The following is a 16789-nucleotide window of genomic DNA, read 5'->3' on the forward strand; positions in this document are numbered from 1 at the left end:
GATTCCAGGGTCTTCGCGACGGAGCTTCGCTCCTTGCTCCGCCATAGAATGACGAGGTTGGGGCGGCTTCAACCAATTCCCGGCGTTTGCGCTGATTTCACGCAAATGAACGGAGAATCTTGCACCAAGACAAACGGCAACCTTTCAAAATCCCTGTGTCGGGAAACTAGCCCCAATCGTCACCGCGTCAAATTGGACTGGGTAGCGCCGCGATGGCGGCCCGCAATTTCGCGTTGGGCCGTGGGCTATGATCAAGCAGTTCGAGGATTCGCCTGAAATCGCTCTCGGACACCCTGATCGTTTCGGCCACTGTGATAACGCCGCCCGGTATGGCGCTGTATCGATGGGTATCGTTGCTCGATGGTCCGGGCATGATCGTTCCTTTGATCAGATGCATTCCATACTAGCCGGAATTAGCTGTCTGTGCAGGGTTCTTCTGAGAAGCCACGTTCAGCATCCAACTTGATTTCGCCACCCAACGGGTGAAAAGCTCGTCTCATGGAATGGCGCGACGAGGGAATCGTTCTCGGCACTCGCAAGCATGGCGAAACCAGCGCCATCCTCGAGGTGATGACGCGTGCCCATGGCCGCCATCTCGGTCTGGTGCGGGGCGGGCGCTCGCGCAAGCAGCAGCCGGTGCTGCAGCCCGGCAACCGCGTCGACCTTCTGTGGCGGGCGCGGCTCGACGAGCATCTCGGCATCTTCCAGGCCGAAGCGATCGAGATGAACGCCGCGCGGCTGATGGACAGCGCCGTCGCCGTCTATGGCCTGCAGACCATGGCCGCGCATCTGAGGCTCCTGCCCGAGCGCGACGCTCATGGCGGGCTCTATGAGGCGCTTGCCGTGATGATCTCGCATCTCGATGATGCCGACGCGGCGGGAGAGCTGGTAGCGCGTTTCGAGCTGCTCATCCTCGATGAACTAGGCTTCGGCCTCGATCTCAGCCAATGCGCGGCGACCGGCACCAGGCAGGATCTCGCCTATGTCTCTCCGAAATCCGGGCGCGCCGTGTCGCGCGAGGCCGGCGCGCCCTGGCACGACAAGATGCTGGCGCTGCCGGCCTTCCTGCAGCGCGGCTCCGGCCTGCGCGCCGATGCGGCGGCCCTGGAGGACGCGTTCCGGCTGAGCGGCTTCTTCTTCACCCGTCACGTCTACGAGCCTCGTGGCCTCGAGCCGCCCGACGCCCGCGCCGGCTTCCTCGCCGCCCTGCGCCGGCATCATGCGGCGGTGAGGGCGATTGCGGGCGAGGCAGGATAGCAAGGCAGCCGCCTATTCGGCGCCGCGTCGCTCCAGGAAATCGTCGAGCATGGGGCGCTGGCCCTTGAGAATTTTGACGCCGGCTTCGGGCAGCGAAAACCAGCCGGCCTTGTCGACTTCAGGAAACGCTTTCATGGTCCCCGATTTTGGCGGCCACTCCATCGTGAACATATTGCTCCTGACGGCATCCGCATCGATGTCCGCTTCGACACTCCATGCGATGACGATCTTTCCGCCCGGCTGCTTGTAGCTGCCGAGCGGCCGGAAATCGCCGTCGACGGCGACGCCGAGCTCCTCTTCTGCTTCCCGCTTGGCGGCCTCGAGCTCATCCTCGTTGTCGCCGATCAGTCCTTTCGGGATGGTCCACGCGCCTTCATCTTTTCTTGCCCAGAACGGCCCGCCCGGGTGGACGAGCAGGAATTCGAACACACCGGCGGTGCGCCTGTGGATCAGCAGGCCAGCGCTTTTTTGCGGCATCCGTCACCTCGCGGCATTTTCTTCGCCCGCGCGAGAATAGCATGAGCATTCCGCGGCAGAGGTCACGTAATCTCGCCGGCAATGCCGGCGCCTCGGCGGCCCGGCATTGGATGAACCCGCAAGCTGCTGGCAATCGGCAACGAAACATGCTCGATCTTGTCAGTGCATGTCGCCCCAAAAGTGCGCAGCGGTTTTGGGAGAACGACATGCACCAAAACAATGACTAAAGGCGCGTCGCCTGACTCCGTCTCGGCGCGACACGCGTTTAGCCGGCAAGACGCTGATTTGCACCAGCCGTCTCATTGCCGCATTCTTTGGCCACGACCGGTCTGGTTTTGAGGGAAACCGCCATGTTTTTCAGCCTGATCGCCATTGCCGCCGTCATAGCTCTTTTCGTCATCGTGTCACGACAGCAGAACCGCATCGCGCTGGTCGAGCGCGAGCTCGGTATCCTGCGCGGTCTTGTGCAGCCTGGAGCTTCGCAGTCGGCGCCCAACGCGGCGGACGCCGCGCAGGAAGGTCTTGCCGAGCAAGCCAAGGCAGCCTCGGCGCCTGCCGCGCCGTTGGCGGAGGGCACAACCGAGGCCGAGGAGGTCGTCACGACGCCCGAGGTCACCGAAAGCGAGTCCGTGGCCGGACCCTGGACGAAGGGCAGGACGGTCCCCGCGCAGTCCGCCGGGACGGCCGAACCGGCGCACGCTGCTTCCGTGGTCGAAACGCCCGCAGCCGGATCTCCCGCGGCCCCCAGAGCAGCGCGCCAAACCGATGTTGAAACAGCGCTGGGCACGCGCTGGGCAGTCTGGGTCGGCGGCATCGCGCTGGCGCTGGGCGGCCTGTTCCTGATCCGCTACACCATCGAGGCCGGCATTTTCGGCCCTGGCGTGCGCCTCGCCATGGCCGGCATCCTCGGCCTGGTGCTGATTGCCGGCGCCGAATTCATCCGCCGCACCGGCTTCAGGGTGCCGGTGCAGGGCGCCGCCGGCGCCTACATCCCCGCGATTCTGACCGGGGCGGGCGCCTTCATCCTGTTCGGCACGGTCTACGCGGCGCACGCCATCTATGGCTTCATCGGTCCGGCGACGGCCTTCGCGCTGCTTGGCGTCATCGGCGTCGCGACCATTGGCGCTTCGCTCCTGCATGGCCTGGCGCTGGCCGGCATCGGCCTCGTCGGCGCCATGGTCACGCCGGCGCTGGTCGCCTCGGAAGCACCCAATCCCTGGGCCTTATTCGGCTATCTCGCGATCGTGCTTGCCGCCACGGCGGCAATCGCCCGCATCCGCGACTGGAAGGCGCTGGTGGCCGCGGCCTTCGCCGGCGCCGGCGTCTGGACCATTCTCTACATGGTCGACGCGCCGGAGGTGAACCTCGCCGCTGTCCTGTTCATCAGCCTGGCGACGCTCGCCGTGCTGGCTTTCGTCTGGCTCGGCCTTTTCTTGGTTACTGGCCGCGACGATACGGCGCGCGGCTTCGATTGGCCGTCGATCGTGCCCGGCTTCTTCATCGCCTTGAGCGCGCTCGGCCTGTCCGTCGATCCAGCCTTTGCCAACGCCGGCGATGCCTTGCACGGGGCGATCCTGTTGGCCGCTCTGGTCGCGGTGGCGCTCTACCGGCCGCGCGCGCTTCCGCTCGTCTTTGCCGCAGGCATCGCGACCGTGCTGATCTATCTGGGCATCATCCCGCCCGCCACGATCGGCGCAAATGCGCTCGATGTCGGGCTCGACGCACAGCCTTTGGCGTCGTCCGATGCGCTGACGTTCCGCATCGGCGTCGCGCTCGGCATGATCTTCCTCGCCGCCGGTTTCTGGGCGGCACGCCGCTTCGCCGCTGCCGCTCCCTTGCGCGCAGCCTGCTGGGCCGCCTGGGGCGCCATTGCCCCGCTGGTGGTGCTTCTGGCGCTGTGGTTGACTTTTGGCGATGTCGACCGCGACCTCGGCTATGCGCTGCCGGCCCTGTTGCTGGCGCTCGCCTTCGCCGCCGGCGGCGAATGGATCGCGCGCGCCGAGCGGCCGCCGCTGGCCGGCGGCCCGGCCGTGTCATTCGCGCTCGGCGGAGCCGGCGTCGCCGGCCTGCTGATGCTGCACATGGCTTTCGGCTCCGGCTGGACGACCCTGCTGCTCGGCGCCGCCGCTGTCGTCCCGGCACTGGCCACGCGCTGGCGCTCCTACCCGGTGCTGGGCTGGATCGCGGTCGGCGTGGCGGTCGCCGTGCTCGGCCGCGTCGCCTTCGATCCGACCATCGTCGGCGCGGCGTCTCTCGCCAGGACGCCGGTCTTCAACTGGCTGCTGCCGGGCTATGGCGTGCCGGCGCTCGCCTTCGGCTTCGCCGCCTGGCAACTCGCCCGCACCACCAATGGCCGCCCGCGCCTTGCCTTGGAGGCGGCGTCGGCGCTGTTCGCGCTGCTCACCATTGCCATGCTGGTGCGCCATGCCATGCATGGCGGCGTCATCGACACCGGCACCGTCACTCTTGCCGAACAGGCGATCTACACGCTAATCGCGCTCGGCGCCGGCGCCATACTGGTCGCCATCGACATGCGTTCGCCGAGCTCGGTCCTGCGCTATGGCTCGATGGCCGCCGGCGTGGTTTCGGCTGGCCTGATCGCCGTCCAGCATTTCGTGGTGCTGAACCCGCTGCTGACGGACGAGTCGACCGGCACGGTTCCCGTCTTCAACCTTTTGTTTCTCGCCTATCTGCTGCCGGCGGTCGCCGCCGGCGCGCTGGCGCTCTATGTCCGCGACAAGCGCCCGCGATGGTATGCGGCGATGCTGGCGCTGATCGCCGCGCTGCTTGCCTTCGCCTATGCCACGCTCTCGGTGCGCCGCCTGTTCAAGGGCGAGTTCATCGCCCTGTGGAGCGGGCTGGGCCAGCTCGAGACCTACACTTATTCGGCGCTCTGGCTGGTCATCGGCGTTGCGCTGCTCACCGCCGGCGTCTGGCTGAAATCGCAGGTGCTGCGCATCGCGTCGGCGGCGCTGATCGCGGTCGCGGTGCTGAAAGTCTTTCTCTTCGACATGTCGGAGCTCGAAGGCGTGCTGCGTGCGCTGTCCTTCATCGGTCTCGGTGCCGTGCTGATCGGCATAGGGCTGTTCTATCAACGGCTGCTGACAAGGGCGGCGAGGGAAGCGTAGTGCGTCGACTTGTTTGGATATTCAAAATGGAATATATGAATATCCAATAGGAGATATTCATGCCGCTCTACATTCGCGACGACGAGGTCGATGCGCTGGCTGCAAAATTGCAGCGCGAGACCAATGCGACCAGCAAGACCGAAGCCGTGCGGACCGCGCTTTTGCACGAACTGGAACGCCATCGCGCCAAGGTGCCGCTGCGCGATCGGATCGTCAGGCTTCAGGCGGAGGCGAAGAAGATCGGTCTGCCCAATCCCGATTTCGACATGAAGAAATTCACCGATGAGATGTGGGAAGATTGATGTTTGTCGACGCTTCGGTGATCGTCGCCGTCCTCAACCAGGAACCAGGCTGGGAAGAATTGTCCAAACAGCTCTCCGGAACTGTCGACTTCTACGTCTCCGCGATGGTCCGCTTTGAGGCGACACAGGCTCTGGCGCGGGCCGGCGCGGGTTCCCGCAAGCCGACCGCTGAAGCTCTCCTGAAGGCTCGCGATCTGGTGGACCAGCTGATTTTGGAAATTGGCGGAGAAAATGTGCCGATCGGCGACGAAATCGGCTCGCGCGCTATCGATGCAAGCGCGCGCTATGGCAAGGCCGTCGGTCATCAAGCCGATCTGAACCTTGGCGACTGTTTTGCCTATGCCTGTGCGAAAACTCTCGGCGTTTCGCTGCTCTATAAGGGTGGCGATTTCCTGCTGACGGATTTGGCATGATCTTAGCTTCGACAATCGGATAGCCGGCGCGTCGCTGTTACCTACGGACAGTGCCTTGCAGGCGGTGTTGTTCTGCTGCTTGCTTGATGATGCTGGCAATCTTGCGGACAAACGCCGGACTGAAAGCGCCGATTGGCTTGGTGGAGACGAGATCATACGCCTCATCGACCCGTACGCGGTTGTATTCGTCGATGATGAGCCATGAGGGAAAGTCGAGCCCGCCTCTGCGGCACTCGATTTCACTGATTGCGATGTATAGTCGGGACGGGTCCGGCTTTTGCGAGGTAAGCGGAAACAGGAACAGCGCGGCAGGCGTAGCCGGGGTTCTGACCACGATGCAGACAGGGCGCGCTTTTCGGCCGGATTCCTCGCCAGCCTTCGCCTGCCGCGCCCAAAGATAATAATATCGGAGCAGGTCGCCCGGCTTAAGCATCAGGCTCTTCACCGGCTATGACCGCTTCGAGCCCGGACATCAGTTCATTATGGACGTCGTTCGGTGCACCCTCGAGCGTGTAAGCGGCCGCATGGGGCATGCTGACGAGCTTGCGGTATTGACTGGCTGAAAGGATGACAAGTTTCTCCTTGCCGCGTTTCGTGAGCGCTACGGGCTCGATCATTGCCGTTTCGAGTATCTCCCCCGAAGCGCGGTTCATGTCTGAGAAGGTGAATTGCTTCATCGCAGGCCTCATACGTAATTCATCTATTATAGGTATTTTACGTAACTAAGACAATCAATTCCTGGGTCGGTTGCTGCGGGAATAAATTGGCCTCTGCCGGCGTTATTCATGTGCTTGGGTAACCGCAGCGGTTGGGCCGCTTCGCGCTGACTGCTTGCACCGCGCCGCGAAGGCGCGTTCTATCCGGATGGACAGCGACCTCGAAACAAGCGGTCATGGACGACAAGAAGGCAGCGATCCTAAGCGAGATACCGCGGTTGCGGCGCTACGCGCGCTCGCTGCTTCGCGACCGCGATTCCGCCGACGACCTCGTCCAGGATTGCCTGGAGCGGGCGCTTGTGCGGCTCGACAACTGGCAAACGGGAGAAAGCCCCCGGAGGTGGCTGTTTACGATCATGCATCACTTGTTCATCGACCAGATGCGCAAGGTCAACCGGCGCGGCGAGGCGGCGATATTGCCTCTCGAAGCCGGTGAAGCCCAAGCCGCACCCGCCGATCAGGTCGAGACCATCGCCTCGCGCGAGATCATGGATGCCTTGCAGGCGATCAGCCCCGATCGCCGCGCGGCCTTGGTGATGGTCGCAATCGAGGGTTTTTCCTATGCCGAGGCCGCCAACATCCTTGGCGTGCCGGCCGGCACGCTGATGTCGCGCATTGCGCGCGGCCGCGACGAACTGCGTGGACTGCTCGACGACGGCTCGCGCCGCCGCTCGATAAGGATTGTTGAGAAATGACCCGCCGCGATTTCTCCGAACGCGATATCCATATGGCCCTCGACGGCGAGCTGCCGGGCGAGGAGCGCATGGCTTACGACGCCTGGCTCGAGGCCAATCCCGAGATGAAGGCAAAGTCCGCGCGCTACATCGCCGACCGCGCCGCCATGCGCGCCGCCCTGGCCGGCGTGATGGACGAGCCGGTCCCGGCGAGGCTGCGGCAGGCATTGCTCGGCCAGGCGCCTGCAAAGGCATCGACTTGGCGTTCGCGCTGGTGGCTCTCGGCCGCGGCCGCCGTTGTGTTCGCCGTGGGCGGCCTCGGCGGCTATGTCGCCGGCATCGACAGCGTCAGCCGCGGTGACGACGGCGACGACCAGCTCGCCGAGCAGGCGATCGCCGCCCATGTCCTCTACGCCGCCGAGAAGCGCCATGCCGTCGAGGTCCCGGCAAGCGACAAGGACCATCTCCAGGCCTGGCTGTCGAACCGAGTCGGGCTGAAGCTGGTTGCGCCCGACCTGGCGGCCGAGGGCTTTCAACTGGTCGGTGGCCGGCTGCTGCCGGCCGGCGGCCAGGGCAAGGCGGCGATGCTGCTCTACGAGGACGCCAAGGGCGAGCGCATCTCGCTCTTCGTCACCGCCGAATCGTCGGCGACGTCCAAGGGCACCTATACTGCCGAGGGGGGCGGACCGGAGGCGGTCTACTGGCTGGATAAAGGCTATGCTTGCGCCGTCGTCGGCTCGTTGCCGCCGGAGCGGCTGTCGGATGTCGCAAAAACCGCTTATGGCCAGCTCGTGGCAGGCATATCGAGCTGAACCGGCTGCCTTTTTCGGCGGCCGGCAGCCCTTTGAACGGCAATCCTGTTCAAATGCTTTGCCCTTTCCAGCCGGGGCGGAAACTGTCACAATTCAGCCCTAATCAAGGAGCGATAGCGCTTGATGAATACTGGCGGTTCGGCCGGTGTTCGCGACGCATCCACCGGGGCCGTTTTCTTTAACCCAATCGAGGTTCTCCCAAGCCCGCATGCCTGCCGAGATCCGCAAGGCCCGTGCGTCAGACGTCGATGACCTCGCCGCCATCGAGAAGGCGGTGTTTCCGGGCGACAGGCTCTCGCGCCGCTCCTTCCGCCAGTTCATCGAACGTGAAACCGCCGAGATGCTGGTGGCTGAGAACGAGGGCCGTGTCGCCGGCTATGCGGTGGTGCTGTTTCGCAAGGGCAGCGGCGTGGCGCGGCTCTATTCCATCGCCGTCGGCCCGTTCTTCGGTCGGCTCGGTATCGGCCGCCTTCTGCTGGCGGCCGCCGAGGAAGCGGCCTTCGAGCACGACCGGCTGTTGCTGCGCCTCGAAGTGCGCGAGGACAACGATCGCGCCATTCGTATCTACGAGCAGGCCGGCTATCGAAAACTGGGCCGCGAGCCCGATTATTACGAGGATGGCGCCACGGCGCTGCGCTACGAAAAGACGCTGCGCGGCGACACCCCGACCGCGACCAGGGTGCCGTTCTACCAGCAGACCTGCGAGTTCACCTGCGGCCCTTGCTGCCTGATGATGGCGATGGCCAATTTCGATCCTGGCTTCGTGCCCGATCCGGTTATGGAAATCCGCCTGTGGCGCGAGGCGACCACAGTCTTCATGATGTCCGGCCCTGGCGGCTGCGAGCCTTTCGGCCTGGCGGTCGCCGGCTACGAGAGCGGACTTGCGGCCGAGATATTCGTCTCCTTTTACGGCGCGTTGTTCCTCCAGTCGGTGAGGAGCGTGGACAAGCGCCGGGTGATGGAGCTTGCCCAGGTCGATTTCCGCCGTCGCGCCGAACTCTACGGCGTCCCTGTCAACTACCGTCCGTTCGGCATCGGCGACATCCGTGACGCCCTTGCCGAGGGCAAGCTGGTTGTGGTCCTGATCAGTGGCTTCCTGATGTTCGGCAAGAAGGTGCCGCATTGGGTGCTGGCCATCGGCGACGATGGCGACCATATCCTGATCCACGATCCCTGGGTCGAGGATGAAAGGCAGGAAACGATCCTCGATGCCGCGAACATTCCGGTGCCCTACGACATCTTCATGAATATGGCGCAGTTCGGCCGCGATGGTTTGCGCGCCGCAATCACTCTGGGAAAACGCTGAGACAATGACCTGGGTTATCCTGACAGGCAGGCAGAACGATCTCGATCAGGTGGCCACACCCCACAAGATCATCACCAACCGCGACTATCTCGCGCATCCGGCGCTGTTCCGCGGCCAGCGGCCGAAGGTGATCAACCTGTCGAACAATTACGGCTACCAGAGCCGCGGCTACTACGCCTCGCTTCTCGCGGGCTCGCGCGGCCACAGGGTGATCCCGACCGTCGAGACCATGATCGACCTCTCGGAGCGCAAGCTCTACGAGCACGCGCTGCCGGAGCTCGAGCTTGCCCTGAACAAATGCCGCAAGGATCTCGGCGGGATTTTTCCGGCCAAGGTAGCGATCTTCTTCGGCATCGGTCCGTCGAAAGTATGGGATCGTTTCGCCAAGCTGTTGTTCGACTGGTTCCGCGCGCCGGCGCTCGAGGTCCATATCAAGGACAGCGCCGAATGGGCCTCGATCCGCAAGATCGGTTTCCTGCCGCTTGCCCGCATGTCCGAGGATGAGGAAGAGTTCTTCCTGCAATGCCTGGACACCTACACCAACCGCGAATGGCGCGACACCAAGGGCCGCACGCCGGCGCGCTATACGTTCGCGACGCTGGTCGATCCGCATGAGGAACTGCCGCCGTCGGAGATTTCCTCGCTGCGCTATTGGGCGAGGATCGCCGAGAAGATGGGCGTCGAGGTCGAGCCGATCACCAGGAAGGACCTCGCCAAGCTCGCCAATTACGACGCGCTGTTCATCCGCGAGACGACGTCGATCTCCAACCACACCTACCGCTTCGCGCGCCGCGCCCAGCAGGAAGGGATGCCGGTAATCGACGATCCGCTGTCGATGATCCGCTGCACCAACAAGGTCTATCTCAACGAGCTGATGACCTACAACAAGGTGCCGGTGCCGCCGACGGTGATGATTGCCGGCACGTCCGACTTCGAAGTGGCGGCGCAGACGCTCGGCTTCCCCCTGGTGCTGAAGATCCCGGATTCGTCTTTCTCGCGCGGCGTCAAGAAATGCGAGAACATGGCGGAGCTGACCAAGCTCGCGACCGAATGGCTGGACGATTCCGATCTCTTGATCGCGCAGAAATTCATCCCGACCGAATATGACTGGCGCGTCGGCGTGCTCGGCGGCCAACCGCTGTTTGCCGTGCATTATCTGATGGCGAAGAAGCACTGGCAGATCGTCAACCACAAGGCCAGCGGCAAGCCCGACCAGGGCGGCATCAAGACGTTCACGCTGAAGCAGACGCCGCCGCATGTCGTCGAAACCGCGGTGCGGGCGGCAAAATGCATCGGCGACGGGCTCTACGGCGTCGACCTCAAGGAGACCAAGGACGGCGTCTTCGTCATCGAGGTCAACGACAATCCCAACCTCGACCATGGCTGGGAGGATTCCGGCGAAAAGGACGAACTCTGGGTGCGGCTGACGCAGTGGTTCCTGGAGCGCCTGGAAAGGCCGGACAAGTAGCGGCCGGAGGAGGGGAGTTGGGGGACTGAGGAATTGAAGAATTGAAGAATTGAAGAATTGGGTGTCTAGCCGAGTCATTCGTCCTCGCTTCCCAGTTCTCCAGTTCTCCAGTTCTCCAATTCCTCAATTCCCTCTGGCTATCGTGATCTCATGACCGCAATCGACCCCGACGCAGCCATCGATCATCGTTCCGTGATAGCCTCGCTGACGAATGAGGAGCGCAGCCAGCTGACCGGCAAATCAGATGGGCCGGCCCTTGTCCACCTCGCGCTCCATCTCGGCGCGATCGTCCTCCTCGGCGCGCTGATCGCGGCCAAGGTGCCGTTCTGGCCGGTCCTGATGCTGCCGCAGGGCATTCTGATCGTGTTCCTGTTCACGCCGCTGCATGAAACGGTGCACAGGACGGCGTTCGAAACGCAGTGGCTGAACGATACCGTCGCGCGCTTCTGCAGCCTGGCGCTCGCGCTGCCGGCCGACTGGTTCCGCTACTTCCATTTCGCCCATCACCGCTTCACCCAGGATCCCGAAAACGATCCGGAGCTCGCATTCCCGAAGCCCGAGACGATGCGGCAATACATCGTCTACGTCTCCGGGCTGCCGGTGTGGTGGGGGCATTTCAAGACGCTCTACACCAATGCGATGGGGCGCTGCCGCGACAGCTACGTGCCGCCGAAGGGCTTGCCGAAAGTAAAGGCCGAGGCGCGCGCGATGATCGCCTTCTATGTCGTCTTGCTGGCGCTGGCGGTCTGGTTCAAGGCCTCGGTGCTGCTCTATGTCTGGATCGCGCCGGCGCTGCTCGGCCAACCGTTCCTGAGGCTTTATCTGCTGGCTGAGCACGGCCGCTGTCCCTTCGTCGCCAACATGCTGGAAAACACCAGGACCACACTGACCAACCGGTTCGTGCGCAAGCTCGCCTGGAACATGCCTTATCATGCCGAGCACCACGCCTATCCCGGCGTGCCGTTCCACCAGCTGCCGGAATTCCACCGCCTGATCGAGCGGCACCTCAAGGTGGTCGAGCCAGGCTATGTCTCTTTCCACGAGAAATACATAGAGGCACTGCGTTGACTTGAAGCGCGTCGCCCCGACCTTTGATGCGACGCGCCTGGGTCCTCAGCCTGACTGGCGCAGCAGCGCCTGCGAGCGCAGCAGCCCGCCAATGTCGGACGCCTTGGCCGGCACGCCGATCAGAAAGCCTTGCGCCTCGCCGCAACCGGCTTTGCGCAGCGTGTCGAGCTGCGCTTCGGTCTCGACCCCTTCGGCGGTGACGGTGATGCCGAGCTCTGCCCCGAGCCCGATCACCGTGCGCACGATCGCCGCCGTGTCGCGCTTGTCGAGATCGCGGATGAAGGAGCGGTCGATCTTGATCTTGTCGACGGGGAAGCGCCGGAGGTAGCCGAGCGAGGAATAGCCGGTGCCGAAATCGTCGAGCGCAATGCGCACGCCGAGACCGCGCAACTGGCTCAGCGTCTTCAGCACCGCGTCGCTTTCGTCCATCATCACCGTCTCGGTGATTTCGAGCTCCAGCCGGTTGGCCGGCAGGCCGGAAAAGGCAAGCGCCGAGATCACGCTGCGAGCGAAGCCGCCGCTCTTGATCTGCGCGGCCGAGACATTGACGGCCATGCGCATGTCCGGCGGCCAGTTCGCCGCCACGTTGCAAGCCTTGCGCAGCGCCCAATCGCCGAGCTGCACGATCAGTCCGGTTTCCTCGGCGACCGCGATGAAGTTTTCCGGCGACACCAGGCCGCGCGACCGCGAGCGCCAGCGCATCAGGGCTTCCGCGCCGACAATTTTGCCGGAGCCGATGTCGAGGATCGGCTGGAAGTCGAGTTCGAATTCGCGCCTGGACAGCGCTGCCTCGAGATCGGCCTCGAGCGCCCGGCGCTCGCGCATCAGGGCATCCATGCCTTGCTCGAAGAAGCGGTAGACGTTGCGCCCTTCGCTCTTGCCCCGGTAGAGCGCCATGTCGGCGTTGGTGAGCAGCGTGTCGGCGTCGTGTCCGTCGCCGGGATAGAGCGCGATGCCGAGGCTCACGCCCACATGCATCTCGCGCCCCTTGTCGCGATAAGGCTTGCCGACGATCTCGACGATGCGCTTGGCGAGCTTTTCGGCGTCGGCGGCGCTCCTGATGCCCGACTGGATGATGGCGAATTCGTCGCCGCCGAAGCGCGCCACCACGTCCTTGCTGCTGCGCACGGCGTGCTGCAGCCGCTTGGCGACGCATTGCAGCAGCCAGTCGCCGGCCGGATGGCCGAACGTGTCGTTGACGGCCTTGAAGCGGTCGAGGTCGAGCGAGAGGATTGCCAGCGGCTTTGCCTCGCCAAGCGCATGGTCCAGCTTTTCGCGAAACATCGAGCGGTTGGGCAGATTGGTGAGCGTGTCGTGATGCGCCAGATGCGTCATGCGCTCTTCGGTGCGCCGGCGCTCGGTGACGTCCTCGAAAGTCGCCACCCAGCCGCCGCCGGCCAGCGGTCGCCGCTGGACGAAGAGCGTTCGGCCGTCGACCAGCTCGCGATAGCTCGCGTGCGACTGGCCGGCATCCAGCCTTGCCTTGGATTTTCCGACTTCGATGTCGATTTCGAGCGGTGCGAAGATGCCGAGGCGAATGAGTTTGTCCAGCATCTGGCGATGCGTCATGCCGAGCGTGAAATCCGACGCCTCGGCGTTGCACAGGTCCAGAAAGCGCTGGTTGCGCACGATGAGCCGGCCCTCGGCGCTGTACATCAGCAGGCCTTGCGACATGTTGGCCAGCGCGGCATCGAAGCGGCGGTATTGCTCTTTCAACTCGGCCTCGGCGCGCCGCTCCTCGGTCACATCCTCGTAGATCGACACCCAGCCGCCGACGGCGATCGGCCGGTGCGAAATGACGATGATGCGCCCGTCCGACAGGATTTCCTCATAAGTCGAAGCCCTGGCGCCGTCGATGTAAGGCTTGCGGATGGCATAAAGCTCGCTCGCGCTCTGCGAGGCGATGCCGATGTCGACGCTGTGCTGCAGGATGTCGAGGAAACGAATGCCGGGCTTCACCACTTTGGCGTCCAGGCTGAAGATGTCGATGTAGTTGCGGTTGCAGATAATCATCCGCTCATCGGCGTCGAACATGCACAGGCCATGCGACATGTTCTCGACAGCGGCCGCGAAGCGCTCGTTCTGCGCGCGAAGTTCTTCTGCGATTCGCCGGGATGGACCAATGCCGGACGTCTTTCGCCTGCCGACGACCGAACCAGTCTTGACATGTGCGCCGGGCATGAGCACGCCTTCGGATCGTGACCGAACGCAATACTGTCGCGGCCGCGGGTTAATTTAGCGTTCTTTCATGGGGTTGTATTCACGGCAAGCGACGACTGGCGCCTGGCTTCCAGCGTCTTGAAACGCTTCAGAAAAGCTGTTTGCGCCCAGGTCACGGATTTTGGCGTGAAGTCGAAGCGATCGGCGGAGAAGCCGCGCGGCCGGCCGAAATACTCGGTCGCCTCAGCGGTCGAAAAGCCAGCCAGCAGCGTCGCCTCGTAATAGGCGGCGATCTGGTCGGCGCGCTTGATGTCGTTGCGCAAGGAGGCGGCGAGCTCCGCCGGCAGCGAGAAACGCAGATGGATGGCGCGCTGCAGGCGCAGCTCGCAATCCTTGTAGGAGCCGCCCATCACCGATTTGAACGGCGAGATCATGTCGCCGATGACATATTCCGGCGCATCATGCAGCAGCGCTGCCAGCCGCGCCTCGGCCGTGGCCTCGGGTGCCAGTTCGCCATAAAGCGCTTCGACCAGCAGCGAGTGCTGCGCCACCGAGAAGGCGTGGTCGCCTCTGGTCTGGCCGTTCCAGCGCGCGACGCGGGCGAGCCCGTGCGCGATATCGGCGATCTCTATGTCGAGCGGCGAGGGATCGAGCAGGTCGAGCCGCCGGCCGGACAGCATGCGTTGCCAGGCGCGCGGCGGAGCGCCGGCCCGGTCGGCAGCCATCAGGCCTCCTCCGCGCTGGCCGCATCCTGCGGGAAGGTGAATTTCGCCCAGTGCGGGATAGCAAGCATGATTGGCGTCTCGCCGGCCCTGATCGAATCGTGAGCGTCGATCGCTGCCTTGACGCGGTCGGTGCGCACGATGGCGAGGCCGCGCCCCTCGTTTGACGAACCCAGAATGCCGACCGGCCGGCCATTGACCGTCACCTCCGCGCCGGCCGGCGGTAGCGGACCGGCTGCGACGGCGATCAGCACACGGCGCCGCGCGGTGCCGCGATGCTGCATGCGCGAGACCACTTCCTGGCCGACATAGCAGCCCTTCTTGAAGCCGACGCCCCCCGTCTCGTCGAGCAGCACGTCGTGCGGGAAGGCGTCGCCAAGCTGGTAGTCGGAGCCGCTTTCTGCAATGCCGTAGCCGATGCGCATGTTCAGCCAGCCATTCGGGTCGCCGCCGTCCCGCGCCTCGCCGCCATAAGTGCGCGTAACCGTGATATCTTGAAACCGCATGTCGGCAAGCGCGCTTGAATCAGAACGTGAGGCGGTTGAATCATCACCCCATGCGACTGTGACAAGCACCTGATCCTGCTTGGCGATCTCGGCCTTTGCCCTTAGCCGGTAAAGCATCAGCCTGCGCACGAAGTCATCGGCGATGTCGGCCCGGCATTCCAGTTGGAAGCCATCGTCGCCGGCGCGCGAGACCAGGAAATCGAACAGAATCTTGCCCTGCGGCGAAAGCAGCGCGCCAGGTTTTGCCTGACCCCGGCCGAGGGCGTCGAGGTCGGTGGTGAGGATGTTCTGCAAAAAGTGCTCGGCATCGGGGCCTGACACGGAAATGAGCGCGCGGTCTTTGATTTGGGCAAAGGGCATGAGCGTGAAATCGGCCTGATCTTGCAAAACGTCCGGTCATTACGTAAGCCGGCCACACTCCCCCCGCAAGAGATTGGACCTGCCCATGGCAACCACCTTCGACCTCATCCTGACAGGCGGCACGGTGGTCAACCATGACGGCGAGGGCCGGCGCGACATCGGCGTGAAGGCCGGACGCATCGCGCGGATCGGCGATCTCGGCCAGGCTTCGGCTGGCGAAACCATTGACTGCACGGGCCTGCACATCCTGCCGGGCGTCGTCGACAGCCAGGTGCATTTTCGCGAACCGGGGCTGGAGCACAAGGAGGATCTGGAAACCGGCTCCCGCGCCGCGGTGCTGGGCGGCGTCACCGCCGTCTTCGAAATGCCCAACACCAACCCTTTGACCACCAGTGAGGCCGCGCTCGCCGACAAGGTGCGGCGGGCCACCGGGCGCATGCATTGCGACTTCGCCTTCTGGGTCGGCGGGACGCGCGACAATGCTCGCGATGTCGGCGAACTGGAGCGGCTGCCGGGCGCGGCCGGCATAAAAGTGTTCATGGGCTCGTCCACCGGCGATCTTCTGGTCGAGGACGATGAAGGCGTCGCCTCGATCCTGCGCAACACCCGCCGCCGCTCCGCCTTCCATTCGGAGGACGAGTTCCGCCTGCGCGAACGGCTCGGCGAGCGCGTCGAGGGCGATCCCTCGTCGCATCCGGTCTGGCGCGACGAGATCGCGGCGCTGCGTTGCACGGAGCGGCTGGTGCGCATCGCCAGGCAGACACGTGCGCGCATCCATGTGCTGCACATCTCGACGGCCGAGGAGATCGTCTTCCTCGAGCAGCACAAGGATGTCGCGACCTGCGAGGCCACGCCGCATCACCTGACGTTGAGCGCCGACGACTATGCCAGGCTTGGCACGCTGATCCAGATGAACCCGCCGGTGCGGGCGCCACGCCATCGTGAAGGCGTCTGGCACGGCATTTCGCAGGGCATCGTCGATGTCCTTGGCTCCGACCACGCGCCGCACACGCTGGCCGAGAAGGCGAAGACCTATCCGGCCTCGCCGTCCGGCATGACCGGCGTGCAGACGCTGGTGCCGATCATGCTCGACCACGTCAATGCCGGCCGGCTCGGCCTGCAGCGCTTCGTCGACCTTTCCAGCCATGGTCCGCAGCGCATTTTCGGCATGGCCAGGAAAGGCCGCATCGCCGCCGGCTACGATGCCGATTTCACGATCGTCGACATGAAGCGGCGCGAGACCATCACCAACGCGCAGGCCGGCTCCAGGGCCGGATGGACGCCCTATGACGGCAAAGAGGTCACCGGCTGGCCGGTCGGCACCATCGTGCGCGGCGTGCGCGTCATGTGGGAAGGCGAGATCGCGACACCCGGCCAGGGCAGGGCGGTGGAGTTCTCCGAGGCGCTGCCGGCCTGATCC

The 16789-nt window shown here is 64.4% G+C and carries 17 protein-coding genes; 10 read left to right on the plus strand and 7 right to left on the minus strand.

The genetic code is table 11. From position 1 onward, the window contains the following. Window positions 1-187: 187 nt before the first annotated feature. The gene (locus tag FJ980_RS18770; RefSeq protein ID WP_348640661.1) at window positions 188-397 is read right to left on the minus strand and encodes a DUF1778 domain-containing protein; all 210 of its coding nucleotides are present in this window, start codon (window positions 395-397) and stop codon (window positions 188-190) included. Between the two features lie 101 nt (window positions 398-498). Here FJ980_RS18770 and recO point away from each other — a divergent pair, with 101 nt between their 5' ends. Next, on the plus strand, window positions 499-1257 hold the full coding sequence (recO, locus tag FJ980_RS18775; RefSeq protein WP_140545278.1) for a DNA repair protein RecO: 759 nt from the start codon (window positions 499-501) through the stop codon (window positions 1255-1257). A 12-nt stretch (window positions 1258-1269) separates the two neighbouring features. On the opposite strand, the gene FJ980_RS18780 is transcribed toward recO, so the two are convergent. After that, window positions 1270-1734: an NUDIX domain-containing protein gene (locus FJ980_RS18780; RefSeq protein WP_140545280.1), complete on the minus strand. Its 465-nt coding sequence runs from the start codon at window positions 1732-1734 to the stop codon at window positions 1270-1272. Window positions 1735-2084: 350 nt separating this feature from the next. Here FJ980_RS18780 and FJ980_RS18785 point away from each other — a divergent pair, with 350 nt between their 5' ends. The 3 genes from FJ980_RS18785 to FJ980_RS18795 are packed head-to-tail and all read left to right on the plus strand — an operon-like array spanning window position 2085 to window position 5577. After that, complete coding sequence (locus FJ980_RS18785) at window positions 2085-4862, plus strand: DUF2339 domain-containing protein (protein WP_140545282.1); 2778 nt, start codon at window positions 2085-2087, stop codon at window positions 4860-4862. A 59-nt stretch (window positions 4863-4921) separates the two neighbouring features. After that, window positions 4922-5164 (plus strand): type II toxin-antitoxin system VapB family antitoxin, encoded by a 243-nt coding sequence (locus FJ980_RS18790; RefSeq protein WP_140545284.1) that lies wholly within the window; start codon window positions 4922-4924, stop codon window positions 5162-5164. After that, window positions 5164-5577: a type II toxin-antitoxin system VapC family toxin gene (locus FJ980_RS18795; protein ID WP_140545286.1), complete on the plus strand. Its 414-nt coding sequence runs from the start codon at window positions 5164-5166 to the stop codon at window positions 5575-5577. The genes FJ980_RS18790 and FJ980_RS18795 overlap by 1 nt, the downstream gene beginning before the upstream one ends. A gap of 37 nt (window positions 5578-5614) precedes the next feature. On the opposite strand, the gene FJ980_RS18800 is transcribed toward FJ980_RS18795, so the two are convergent. Beyond that, window positions 5615-6010 carry a hypothetical protein gene (locus FJ980_RS18800; protein ID WP_140545288.1) on the minus strand — a complete coding sequence of 132 codons (396 nt, stop codon included), beginning with the start codon at window positions 6008-6010 and terminating at the stop codon, window positions 5615-5617. Further along, a complete protein-coding gene (locus tag FJ980_RS18805) occupies window positions 6003-6254 on the minus strand; it encodes a type II toxin-antitoxin system prevent-host-death family antitoxin (protein WP_140545289.1) in 252 nt (83 codons plus the stop codon). Before FJ980_RS18805 ends, FJ980_RS18800 begins: the two co-directional genes overlap by 8 nt. 215 nt (window positions 6255-6469) lie before the next feature. Between FJ980_RS18805 and FJ980_RS18810 the strand changes: the two genes are divergently transcribed. The 5 genes from FJ980_RS18810 (at window position 6470) to FJ980_RS18830 (ending at window position 11621) form a co-directional block, all read left to right on the plus strand. Next, window positions 6470-6988 (plus strand): RNA polymerase sigma factor, encoded by a 519-nt coding sequence (locus tag FJ980_RS18810; protein ID WP_140545291.1) that lies wholly within the window; start codon window positions 6470-6472, stop codon window positions 6986-6988. Next, on the plus strand, window positions 6985-7779 hold the full coding sequence (locus FJ980_RS18815; RefSeq protein WP_140545293.1) for an anti-sigma factor: 795 nt from the start codon (window positions 6985-6987) through the stop codon (window positions 7777-7779). Before FJ980_RS18810 ends, FJ980_RS18815 begins: the two co-directional genes overlap by 4 nt. A gap of 208 nt (window positions 7780-7987) precedes the next feature. Next, a complete protein-coding gene (locus tag FJ980_RS18820) occupies window positions 7988-9085 on the plus strand; it encodes a GNAT family N-acetyltransferase/peptidase C39 family protein (RefSeq protein WP_140545295.1) in 1098 nt (365 codons plus the stop codon). Between the two features lie 4 nt (window positions 9086-9089). Beyond that, on the plus strand, window positions 9090-10553 hold the full coding sequence (locus FJ980_RS18825; protein ID WP_140545297.1) for a RimK family protein: 1464 nt from the start codon (window positions 9090-9092) through the stop codon (window positions 10551-10553). A 177-nt stretch (window positions 10554-10730) separates the two neighbouring features. Beyond that, entirely contained in the window at window positions 10731-11621 is an 891-nt protein-coding gene (locus tag FJ980_RS18830; protein WP_140545330.1) for a fatty acid desaturase family protein, read from the plus strand. A gap of 45 nt (window positions 11622-11666) precedes the next feature. On the opposite strand, the gene FJ980_RS18835 is transcribed toward FJ980_RS18830, so the two are convergent. The 3 genes from FJ980_RS18835 to FJ980_RS18845 all read right to left on the minus strand — a co-directional run bounded on the left by FJ980_RS18835 (window position 11667) and on the right by FJ980_RS18845 (window position 15369). Beyond that, on the minus strand, window positions 11667-13802 hold the full coding sequence (locus tag FJ980_RS18835) for an EAL domain-containing protein (protein ID WP_140545299.1): 2136 nt from the start codon (window positions 13800-13802) through the stop codon (window positions 11667-11669). Window positions 13803-13867: 65 nt separating this feature from the next. Further along, complete coding sequence (locus FJ980_RS18840; RefSeq protein ID WP_140545301.1) at window positions 13868-14506, minus strand: HD family hydrolase; 639 nt, start codon at window positions 14504-14506, stop codon at window positions 13868-13870. After that, complete coding sequence (locus FJ980_RS18845; RefSeq protein WP_140545303.1) at window positions 14506-15369, minus strand: folate-binding protein YgfZ; 864 nt, start codon at window positions 15367-15369, stop codon at window positions 14506-14508. Before FJ980_RS18845 ends, FJ980_RS18840 begins: the two co-directional genes overlap by 1 nt. Before the next feature lie 85 nt (window positions 15370-15454). On the opposite strand from FJ980_RS18845, the gene FJ980_RS18850 reads away from it, so the two are divergent. Further along, window positions 15455-16786 (plus strand): dihydroorotase, encoded by a 1332-nt coding sequence (locus FJ980_RS18850; protein ID WP_140545305.1) that lies wholly within the window; start codon window positions 15455-15457, stop codon window positions 16784-16786. The last annotated feature ends 3 nt before the right edge of the window (window positions 16787-16789 follow it).

The sequence above is a fragment of the Mesorhizobium sp. B1-1-5 genome (assembly GCF_006443065.1).
Lineage (GTDB): Bacteria > Pseudomonadota > Alphaproteobacteria > Rhizobiales > Rhizobiaceae > Mesorhizobium.